Source organism: Lysinibacillus sp. AR18-8 (assembly GCF_001705465.1).
Taxonomy (GTDB): domain Bacteria; phylum Bacillota; class Bacilli; order Bacillales_A; family Planococcaceae; genus Lysinibacillus; species Lysinibacillus capsici.
This window is the reverse complement of record NZ_MDGU01000021.1, coordinates 42,362-52,533: the sequence shown is the minus strand read 5'-3', so window position 1 is coordinate 52,533 and position 10,172 is coordinate 42,362. Positions and strand designations below refer to the sequence as shown.

Here is a 10,172-nt window from a genome sequence, read left to right as displayed (position 1 = left end):
TTAACTAACCGAAGCTAGCTAATTAAAACTTTATTGATTACGTTTTGCTTGTTCAGTTTTCAAGGTTCATATCGTTCACTGCTGTTTCAGCAGCAACTCTTATATAATACCACGCGCCACAAACTGTGTCAACAATAATTTTAAAATTATTTTCCGTTTCAATCAGTTGTATTAGCGACTTTTATAACTATACCATAATCTTTTTATATTGCAAGCCTTTTATAAAATAAATATTAAAGCTGTTATTCCTAAGACACCAGGAATACCTAAAACAGCGATTGTTAAGACCGAAAACAGATTGATTGGCACATTATATCCTATATAACCAATACCTAAATGGATTACGAATAATAGTAGAAAAGCAAATGCAAATCTAAACCAAAACACCGATAATCCTTCTAAGATCTTACCCAATTTAACATGTCTTATTATTACATAAAGAAAAAGAAGCCCGACAGGAATACAAATACTCATAATTACTAACCCAGACATATAGTTGCCCCCTCAATTAAATAATTATGAAAGTTTATGTTTCCTGTTTTGCTTCTATGAATATTTTACAGAGAACTATTTTATTAATACCTTACGAATTCTAGCTTCCTTAAACAAATAGAAATGAATACTTTCTGCTGTTTTGCGTTGAGCAATTACACCTAGGTCATAATCATCCATTAATTCTTCTATTATCTTTGCCTGTTGTAAATCCTCTTTTGTTTCTTTAATCAGATTCACAAGCTTATCATCGAATTCTTTTTTTAATTTCCCTTTACTACGGAAGAACATACTAATCCCTCACTCATAACTCGCGTCGGCCTTCCATTGCCTTAGATAGCGTAACCTCATCTGCATATTCTAGATCTCCACCTACTGGCAATCCATGAGCAATACGGGTTGTACGAATGCCAGACGGTTTGACAAGGCGAGAAATGTACATAGCGGTTGCCTCACCCTCGATTGTTGAATTTGTAGCTAAAATAAGTTCTTGGACACTTTCATCTTGCAAGCGCACTAGCAAAGAAGCAACATTAATGTCTTCTGGACCAATACCATCCATTGGTGAAATTGCTCCTTGAAGTACATGGTACATACCGTTGTAGTCACGCATTTTTTCCATTGCAATCACATCTTTTGTATCTTGTACAACACAAATAATAGAATGATCTCGCTGCTTATCTGTACATATGTGACATGGATCTACATCTGTTATATTGCCACAAACAGAACAGTAGCTTAGGTTTCGTTTAGCATCAATCAGTGCTTTAGAGAAAGATAATACATCATCTTCCTTCATTGTTAACACAAAAAACGCCAGACGAGCCGCAGTTTTCGGCCCGATACCTGGCAATTTCATAAAACTATCGATCAATTTAGATATTGGTTCTGGGTAGTACATATGAATACCTCCTAGAATGGAAGGTTTAAGCCTTGCGTGAATTTACCCATAGTTGAGTTTGTTTTTTCTTCTACTTTTTTCAACGCTTCATTTGTTGCAATAACAATTAGGTCTTGTAGCATTTCTATGTCTTCTGGGTCTACTACAGATTCATCCAGATTTACTGAAACTACTTCACGCTGACCAGAAACTGTTACTTTCACCATACCGCCGCCTGCAACACCTTCGAATTGCTCAGCATTTAAAGCTTCTTGTGCCTCCATCATTTCCTTTTGCATTTTTTGCATTTTTTTCATCATACCTTGCATATTTCCCATTCCACGCATAAATGTTTCCTCCTAAAAATTTAATCTTCAATAATTTCAACAAAATCTTTACCAAAGAGCTTTTCAGCCTCAGTCACAAGTGGATCTTGTGAAGCAAGAGGTTGGGCATCATCGATAAATGGTTCTTCTGGCATTTCTGCCGGTGGTGGCTCTAATAATTCTTCTCCATGCTCTGATTCAGACTGTGATTTCTTTTGCTGCAGACCATGATCACGAATAAACTCTTCACGCATTTTTAACCATGATTCTTCTGGTATGCATAGCATCTCGTACATTGTACCAGTTTGCCCTGCAATTAATTGTGTAAAGTGAGCCTTTAAAGACTGGTTGTCGGCAACCATCTGACAATGAATATCATACTTGAATTTTAACACAAAAGCACTTGAAGATGCCGCAACAGGTTCGGCTTCTGCTAAAAGAGCAGATTGTGATTTTTGCATTTGACTTAAGGCTTGCGCCCAAATGGACTTAATGCGTTGCACATCTTGCTTTGTGGCATCTTTCAGCACTTCCTGAATACGACCTGTAGGTGCTTTATAACCATTCGGACTTTTAGCTCGGGGCCGTTGCTCTTTTTGTGCTGTCGGCGTTTGCACAGGAGTCCCCGTTTGCAGTTGTAAGGATAGTTGCTGAACCAGCTGTTCAAGAGCCACAATTTTTTGAGTGAGATCAGGGTTTTCTCCCATTTCATTTGTAGTCACCGTTTGATGGGCTATCCCTCCTGAAAACTGTACCATTTTAAGCAAAGCCGTCTCTAAATAAATTTTTGTATGGTGAGAGAAACGCATCTCTTGCTGTGTTTTTGCAAGTATATCAATATACCCATAAAGCATATTTGGTGCAAATTCGTGTGCTAAAGTGAATACACGTTCCTCAGGAGATACAAGCTCTAAAAGTTCAGCTAAATCATCACTTGTTTGAAGTAATAATAAATCGCGGAAAAATGTAATTAAATCCTCTGAGAGCCGCAAAGGGTCCTTACCGTCAGCTATAAGTTGCTCTAAAAGGGCAAGCATTTGCGCAACATCTTTTACTTTAAGTGCCTCCGCTAGATCATAAAAAACATCCTGACTAATAGAACCTGTAACTAATAACGTATCCTCAAGTTTTAATTTTTCGCCACTAAAAGACACAACTTGGTCCAATAAGCTTAAAGCATCACGCATTCCCCCTGCGGCTGATTGTGCAATCACCTTTAAACCTTGTTCTTCATATGGCAAGTCAATATCTTCCAAAACAACCTTCATACGTTCAATAATATCATTAGTAGAAAGTCGTTTAAAATCAAAACGCTGACAACGAGAAATGATCGTAGCAGGCAATTTATGAGGCTCTGTAGTTGCTAAAATAAACACAGCATGAGGAGGTGGTTCTTCCAACGTTTTTAAAAGAGCGTTAAAAGCGCTTGTAGAAAGCATATGCACTTCGTCTATGATGTACACCTTATATCTACTGCTTGCGGGAGCAAAACGAACCTTTTCTATGATATCCCTAATCTCTTCAACACGTGAATTTGAGGCTGCATCAAATTCAATTACATCTGGATGAGAACCATCTGTAATACTCATGCATGTAGCACATTCATTACAAGGCTCTTTCGATGGTGCATGTTCACAATTCAAGGCCTTCGCAAAGATTTTAGCAGTACTTGTTTTCCCTGTACCACGGGGCCCAGAAAACAAGTAAGCGTGTGTTGTTTTATTTGCTAGGAGAGCATTTTGTAGCGTTCTTTTGACATGTGTTTGACCAGACATTTCTCGAAAAGATTGTGGTCGATACACACGGTAAAATGCTTGATACGTCACTGATTTCCTCTCTCCTTCTCCATTTAATTGAATAGTTTTATTATAGCATTTGCAGCATTATATAGAAAATGAAGATGCTAAATTTAAAATAAAAAAGCATCCGCCTATAATAGACGGATGCTTTGAATTGGCAATTTAATGCCGTGCACCTTTCCTTGACAGCCGCACATAAGCGTTACTCTTGTCGTTAGCTCAGATTAGGCAACCCCGCGGCACATGAATAAGACCACTTAATGCTGCTTCCTTCCGGACCTGACATGGTTCATGGGTATCCATTGCGCAGGACCCAATCGTCAACACTACGTGCAAAAGGCAGACCAAACAATACGGACAGCCTCGAAAAAGGAATTCAGTCTCGCTAGAGCGGATTGCGAGTTACAGGACACCGCTACCTTCCCACCTAGCACGGCAATAACTAGTATACTGACTGTTTGTATAAAATGCAACTTAATGCACAAATTATTTATTTCTAAGTGACAATTTAAACATTATATATTTTTTCAAAAATTATCTTGACGTTCGTTTCTAGTTATGATAAATTTATTTTTGTCGATAAGACAGTAAAGCAATATAACATGGAGGTATACCCAAGTCTGGCTGAAGGGATCGGTCTTGAAAACCGACAGGCGGGTAACACCGCGCGGGGGTTCGAATCCCTCTACCTCCTCCAGTTTTAAATTTTCGACTACGAATGTAGCCGTTTTTTTTTGCCCAAATTGTATGTATTACTTGTTAGATACCACTTCCGCCTCGGTTGTGGTATTTTTTATTATATCAATGATGGGAGGTTGTTGAATTGCAATCGAAATTACTTATGACGCGTGCTTCCCTTACTTGGATTTTCATTATTGCTGTTATGACCGCAATAGGTAGTGAAATTAAAATTATGCCTTTTGCTAATACAACTTTCCGTTTTGGTTTAGGAACCATTGTCTTCTTTTTATGCACATTAATTAAACCTACACCAATTATTTTAGCCGGTGTAGCTACCAGTATTGTGACAACTATTTTTCGGGTTATTAATTCGACATTACATGATGTTCCGATTGCCGAGAGTATATTTAACCATTTACCAGCTGGTTTATTTTATGTATTGTTTGCAGTATGCCTGCAAATTTTAGATATTCAACAATACAGAGAAAAACCACTAAAACTTGGTTTACTCGTTGCTTTTAGTGAGGTTATCAGTAATTTAGCTGAACAAATTTTCCGCTTTTTTGTCCAAACATATACTTTTTTATTTCTCCATGATCTCTTGATCCTATTAGCGGTAGCATTATTACGAAGCTTTTTTGTAGTAGGGATTTACAGCTCTATTTTGATAGCTGAACAAAAAAAACGAGTACAAGAAATGCTGAATATTGGATCTGATCTCTATGTGGAGACACTATATTTAAAAAAATCAATGAATCATATTGAAACAATTACAGGTAGTGGTTATGAATTATATCGTCAGTTAAAGACGCTAGGTTTTCGAGCGGAAAGTTTACAAGCACTTCATATTGCCCAGGAAATCCATGAAGTGAAAAAGGATTCTCAACGGATATATGCTGGTATTTCAAAGATTGTCGGTGAAAAGAGCTTTGGCCCTTTTGTATTATCTGAATTATTGCATTATATTGAAGAAGGTAATAGGAAATATGCAGAATTACTCGGTAAGGAAATACAATTTAATACATGTATAGACTTCGATTTTCAAACGAAAGATCATATTGCACTCCTTGCTCTATTAAATAATTTATCAGCCAATGCTGTTGAGGCTATTGAAAAGCAAGGGATCATTTCTATTGCTATTGGGCGCCAAGAGGATAATACTGTAATAACCGTATGTGATAATGGACAAGGGATTTCACAAGCAGATATTTCTGTTATTTTTGAACCTGGATACACCACTAAATTCAATGTTGATGGTGTTGCAGCAACTGGCATTGGGCTTTCACATGTTGCTGAACTAGTAGAAAAATTAAAAGGCTCAATAACCGTTGAATCAAACAATCAATACACAACGTTTAAAATCATAATTCCTACGCAAACTATTCAAACGGGAGAGACTTAAATGAGGTATTTTATTGTAGATGATGATCGTGCAAGTCGTGTTATGTTAAAGCAAATTATTGAAGATAGCGGGTTAGGAACAGTTATTGGTGAGGCTCGCAATGGTGAGGATGCCATTCCACAAATTTTAATGACACAGCCAGAGTTTGTACTTATTGATTTACTGATGCCTAAGCTTGATGGCATAGCAACTGTGGAACAACTTATGCAAAATCGTTTCGAGGGACAATTTATTATGATTTCACAGGTAGTGAATAAGGAAATGGTTGGCGAAGCATATGAGCAAGGAATTGATTTCTTCATTCATAAACCAATCAATCGTATTGAAGTCGAAAATGTTTTGAAAAAAACAACTGAACAATTTCGACTTAAAAATTCACTATTAGTGATACGTCAATCACTTACAAATATTGAGTTAAGTGAACAAAAGACTCATAAAGCTACATCACGAGACCATATTCAATCTATTTTGAATGATATGGGGATTGTCGGGGAAATTGGTAGTGAGGATATCATTGCCATTATAGAAACATTACTTGCTCACCAGCACAAGATTGCCCCCCTTCCTCCATTAAAAGAGCTTTATGAAGAAATTGCAGCTGTGACCAAGGCTACGCCAGATGAAATTTTAAAAGAGAGTAAAGCCATCGAGCAGCGTGTGCGTCGTACAATATTAGCTGCCATGATTAATCTCGCTAATTTAGGGGTTGTTGATTACACAAACTCAGAATTCGAGTACTATGCCCCTCGCTACTTTGATTTTAAAGAAATTCGTCAGCTCATGACACAGATTGAAGATCACGATAATCGTAAAGCAAAGGTAAATATTAAGAAGTTTATTCAAGTGTTATATTCAGACATTTTAACAAAAGTAAATTAATTTTCTCGGATTTTGTCGGATTCCATAAGTCCTCCGTATTATTAAAGTAAGGCGTGTCCTAAAAATTTAATATTAGGGGAGGTACAAAGGATTTGAAAAAGAAATTTAAAGTCAGTTTAGCCGCTCAGATTTTAATCGGTTTGATTTTAGGGATCATTGTTGGTGGTATCTTTTACGGAAATCCCAAAATTGAGACATATCTACAACCATTAGGGGATATATTTTTACATCTTATTAAGATGATTGTTGTACCGATTATTATTTCGACATTAATCGTTGGTGTTGCTGGTACTGGAGATATGAAGCAACTTGGACGATTAGGCGGGAAATCTATAATTTACTTTGAGATTATTACTACAGTTGCAATCGTAGTTGGATTACTTTCCGCAAACATTTTCCAACCTGGTGCAGGTCTTAACATGAATGAATTATCTCAAGGGGATATTTCGAAGTATGTATCAACAACTGAGGAAGTTCAGCATGAGGGACCATTTGATATCATTGTAGGCATTGTCCCAACAAATATTATTCAGTCAATGGCTGAAGGTAATATGCTAGCAATTATCTTCTTCTCAGTTATTTTCGGTTTAGGGGTTGCTGCAGTAGGAGATCGAGGGAAACCAGTCTTAGACTTCTTCCAAGGGGTAGCAGATGCTATGTTCTGGGTAACAAACCTCGTAATGAAATTCGCGCCACTAGGGGTATTTGGTTTAATTGGTGTAACCGTTTCCAAATATGGGTTTGCTTCACTGGTTCCACTTGCCAAATTAGCAATTCTTGTTTATGCAACAATGCTATTCTTTATCTTTGTCGTTCTTGGACTTGTGGCAAAATTCGCAGGAATCAGCATCTTCTATTTGATTAAAGTATTAAAAGATGAGCTAATTTTAGCCTTCTCAACAGCAAGTTCTGAAGCTGTGTTACCACGTATTATGATGAAAATGGAGAAATTAGGGGCGCCAAAGGATATTGTATCTTTTGTTATACCTACCGGTTACTCCTTTAACTTAGATGGGTCAACACTATATCAAGCCATTGCAGCATTATTTATTGCACAAATGTACGGTATTCACCTAAGCATTGGTGAACAAATTACGTTAATGCTTGTATTAATGGTTACATCAAAAGGTATTGCAGGTGTACCAGGCGTATCATTCGTAGTACTTCTAGCAACTTTAGGTACTGTAGGTATTCCACTTGAGGGACTAGCCTTCATTGCTGGTATTGACCGTATTCTTGATATGGGACGTACAGTTGTTAACGTAATTGGTAACTCATTAGCGTCATTAGTAATGGCTAAATGGGAAGGCCGTTTCGATCGAGAAAAGATGAAAAATTACTTTAATGATAATGAAAATCTAGCGTAATTTAAAAAAATCCTCACGATGTTGGATGGCATCGTGAGGGTTTTTTTATTTTGCTAACACTTTATCTAAATAAGCGATAATTGATTCTTTTCCATTGACATGTGCTTCTTGAGCGCGTTTTTCATCTTTTTCAAGCTTAGCCTCTGCCGCTACAGCAATTTTTTCAGCATCTTGCTGTGGCACAACAATTACACCATCCACATCCCCAATAATATAATCACCAGGATGAACCGTAACTCCTCCAATGGCGATCGGTACATTTACTTGACCACCGCCATTTTTATTGCCTGCTGCTACAGTAGTGCCCAACGAAAATACAGGGAAATTTAATTCGCGAATTGCTGCAATATCACGGATTACACCATCCACAACAAAACCTTGTACACCTATCCCTTTTGCTAAGGAGATCACAAAATCTCCAGCAACAGCTCGGTTTGTATTTCCTTTTGCATCAATGACTAAAATATCCCCTTCATTTGCAGCCCTAATCGCTTCCAAAACTGCCCCATTTTCACCATCTGGTAAACGTACAGTTACAGCTCGCCCAGCAACTTTAAAATGGTCTGCTAACGGCTTAATATCACTTCGCACATTGGTATGCCCGCCAGTTGCATCTGAAATAGCTGTTGTTGGTAAATGCTGAAAGCTTACTTCCACTTTTGTCATACATAACACCCCTATTATGATTAATGACTTACACTAGTATTGTAAATAAAAAATATATCCTATTTCAATATATCTCGAAAATAGTAGTCATTATTAGAATTAAATAATTTCAATAAATTGCTTTGATTGCTCGTCTAAGGCTTCAGCAGCAGATGCTATTTCACTAAAGTCATTTGCTGTGACAGTAATTTGTTCATTTGTTTTATCTATTTTTTCTGCTATTTTTGTAATACTATCAGTCACCTGACCAATTTCTCGCTCAATGCCCTCCACATTATCCTTCACTTCTGAAATAGATTGTTCAACTCTTACAGAAAGCTTACGTACCTCTTTCGCCACTACATCAAAACCTCTTCCATATTCTCCAGCCCTAGCTGCTTCAATAGCTGCATTTAATGCCAATAAATTAGTTTGTGAGGCAATTTCTTGTATAGTTTTGACAATCCCTTTAATAGAATCTGCTTGTTTCTGAAGCTGTACAAGATTACTTACATTTTCATTTGATTCCTTTGAAACCACTTTAATGGTTTCTAGTAGATCTTGGCTATTTTGAATGCCCGCCTCTGAACGCTGGTAAAGCTTATTAGACATGCCCTTCAACTTGTCGGCAACACTAACTATCTCATGTTGGCGTTCGGTGATATTGGTAGCTATTTTGGATACACCTATTACTTTTCTTGTATTATTTGCGAAGACAGGCATATATGTCGCTTCCAGCCAAATTATATTCCCTCTAGCATCAATTCTTTCTATTTTGTCCTGATAGCTGTTTCCTGCCGTTAGGTGACGCCAAAATTTATCGTACTCCATACTATTAACGAAATCTGGCAAACAAAAGTCTTTATGATGTTTTCCTAGCATTTCCTGCACTGTATAGCCTAATGTTTGAGCAAATAGTTCATTGACATACGCTACTCTTCTATCCATATCGAAGCGGATAATAGCTATATTGCGTTCAATAGCCTGTACTACTAAATCATCGGTTACTTGAGCCTCTACACTATGCATAAAGAACACCCCATCCGTTACTAATTTTTTACTTAAAATTTAATTTTATATTACATTAATTATGCCTCAGTGTAATTGCAGCAGATGTTAGTGTACCTGCTGCATCAAGATAAAAAACATGGAGAATGTTCATCCATGTTTTTTTAATAAACGTAAAATCCCTTCAGAGGTAGCCGCTACACGTAAGAACTTCTTTTGCTCTGCACGTATAAAGCCTTCCTCTAGCATTGTTTTAAAATGCTGTAGAAGTGCATCATAGAATCCATGGACATTATATAAAATGACAGGTTTTGTATGAAGTCCAATCTGAGCCCAAGTAAATACCTCAAAATATTCATCTAAAGTCCCTGCGCCACCTGGCAGAGCAATAAAAGCATCGGCTAACTCGGCCATTTTAGCTTTACGAATATGCATAGAGTCTACAATATGAATTTCTGTTAATGAGGCATGGGCCAATTCACGCTTTTGTAAATGTGTTGGCATCACACCAATCACTTCTCCTCCAGCTGCTAAAACAGCATCGGCTACCTTCCCCATTAGGCCTGTTTTAGAACCACCATAGACAACCCTGTGACCGTTTTTTGCCAGTGCTGTACCAAGCTCAGCAGCTTTCTCTGCATAAATAGGACTTTTACCCAAACCGGATCCGCAATACACTGCGATTCTTATAAT

At 37.3% G+C, this 10,172-nt stretch carries 11 protein-coding genes, 1 tRNA gene and 1 other RNA gene; 4 read left to right on the top strand and 9 right to left on the bottom strand.

The genetic code is table 11. The features are described from left to right. Positions 1 to 219: 219 nt before the first annotated feature. The 6 genes from BFM98_RS16085 to ffs all read right to left on the bottom strand — a co-directional run bounded on the left by BFM98_RS16085 (position 220) and on the right by ffs (position 3,933). Positions 220 to 492: a pro-sigmaK processing inhibitor BofA family protein gene (locus tag BFM98_RS16085; RefSeq protein WP_066037897.1), complete on the bottom strand. Its 273-nt coding sequence runs from the start codon at positions 490 to 492 to the stop codon at positions 220 to 222. Between the two features lie 75 nt (positions 493 to 567). Continuing rightward, on the bottom strand, positions 568 to 783 hold the full coding sequence (locus BFM98_RS16080) for a YaaL family protein (protein WP_004233954.1): 216 nt from the start codon (positions 781 to 783) through the stop codon (positions 568 to 570). A gap of 13 nt (positions 784 to 796) precedes the next feature. Beyond that, positions 797 to 1,393 (bottom strand): recombination mediator RecR, encoded by a 597-nt coding sequence (recR, locus tag BFM98_RS16075; RefSeq protein ID WP_048391017.1) that lies wholly within the window; start codon positions 1,391 to 1,393, stop codon positions 797 to 799. An 11-nt stretch (positions 1,394 to 1,404) separates the two neighbouring features. Beyond that, the gene (locus BFM98_RS16070; protein WP_004233957.1) at positions 1,405 to 1,719 is read right to left on the bottom strand and encodes a YbaB/EbfC family nucleoid-associated protein; all 315 of its coding nucleotides are present in this window, start codon (positions 1,717 to 1,719) and stop codon (positions 1,405 to 1,407) included. Positions 1,720 to 1,739: 20 nt separating this feature from the next. Then, positions 1,740 to 3,524 (bottom strand): DNA polymerase III subunit gamma/tau, encoded by a 1,785-nt coding sequence (gene dnaX / locus BFM98_RS16065; protein WP_048391014.1) that lies wholly within the window; start codon positions 3,522 to 3,524, stop codon positions 1,740 to 1,742. A 141-nt stretch (positions 3,525 to 3,665) separates the two neighbouring features. Beyond that, an RNA gene (gene ffs, locus BFM98_RS16060) (signal recognition particle sRNA large type) lies at positions 3,666 to 3,933 on the bottom strand. Positions 3,934 to 4,101: 168 nt separating this feature from the next. Between ffs and BFM98_RS16055 the strand changes: the two genes are divergently transcribed. From BFM98_RS16055 to BFM98_RS16040, 4 genes are all read left to right on the top strand, one after another. Further along, positions 4,102 to 4,194: transfer RNA gene (locus BFM98_RS16055), tRNA-Ser, on the top strand. Positions 4,195 to 4,320: 126 nt separating this feature from the next. Further along, complete coding sequence (locus BFM98_RS16050) at positions 4,321 to 5,580, top strand: ATP-binding protein (RefSeq protein ID WP_083225392.1); 1,260 nt, start codon at positions 4,321 to 4,323, stop codon at positions 5,578 to 5,580. Further along, complete coding sequence (locus BFM98_RS16045; RefSeq protein ID WP_048391012.1) at positions 5,581 to 6,459, top strand: response regulator; 879 nt, start codon at positions 5,581 to 5,583, stop codon at positions 6,457 to 6,459. 92 nt (positions 6,460 to 6,551) lie between these two features. Then, positions 6,552 to 7,826 (top strand): cation:dicarboxylate symporter family transporter, encoded by a 1,275-nt coding sequence (locus tag BFM98_RS16040; protein ID WP_016995246.1) that lies wholly within the window; start codon positions 6,552 to 6,554, stop codon positions 7,824 to 7,826. Positions 7,827 to 7,871: 45 nt separating this feature from the next. Here BFM98_RS16040 and BFM98_RS16035 read toward each other — a convergent pair whose 3' ends face one another. The 3 genes from BFM98_RS16035 to BFM98_RS16025 form a co-directional block, all read right to left on the bottom strand. Continuing rightward, entirely contained in the window at positions 7,872 to 8,492 is a 621-nt protein-coding gene (locus BFM98_RS16035; protein WP_066037896.1) for an RraA family protein, read from the bottom strand. A gap of 99 nt (positions 8,493 to 8,591) precedes the next feature. Continuing rightward, entirely contained in the window at positions 8,592 to 9,500 is a 909-nt protein-coding gene (locus BFM98_RS24520; protein WP_016995248.1) for a methyl-accepting chemotaxis protein, read from the bottom strand. A 129-nt stretch (positions 9,501 to 9,629) separates the two neighbouring features. Then, entirely contained in the window at positions 9,630 to 10,157 is a 528-nt protein-coding gene (locus tag BFM98_RS16025) for an LOG family protein (RefSeq protein ID WP_054548495.1), read from the bottom strand. Between the last annotated feature and the right edge of the window lie 15 nt (positions 10,158 to 10,172).

Excerpts from the sequence above, each read along its gene's own strand:
- BFM98_RS16035 (WP_066037896.1), bottom strand. The coding sequence starts at position 8,492 with ATGACAAAAGTGGAAGTAAGCTTTCAGCATTTACCAACAACAGCTATT.
- BFM98_RS24520 (WP_016995248.1), bottom strand. The coding sequence starts at position 9,500 with ATGCATAGTGTAGAGGCTCAAGTAACCGATGATTTAGTAGTACAGGCT.
- BFM98_RS16080 (WP_004233954.1), bottom strand. The coding sequence starts at position 783 with ATGTTCTTCCGTAGTAAAGGGAAATTAAAAAAAGAATTCGATGATAAG.
- BFM98_RS16070 (WP_004233957.1), bottom strand. The coding sequence starts at position 1,719 with ATGCGTGGAATGGGAAATATGCAAGGTATGATGAAAAAAATGCAAAAA.
- BFM98_RS16045 (WP_048391012.1), top strand. The coding sequence starts at position 5,581 with ATGAGGTATTTTATTGTAGATGATGATCGTGCAAGTCGTGTTATGTTA.
- BFM98_RS16085 (WP_066037897.1), bottom strand. The coding sequence starts at position 492 with ATGTCTGGGTTAGTAATTATGAGTATTTGTATTCCTGTCGGGCTTCTT.
- recR (WP_048391017.1), bottom strand. The coding sequence starts at position 1,393 with ATGTACTACCCAGAACCAATATCTAAATTGATCGATAGTTTTATGAAA.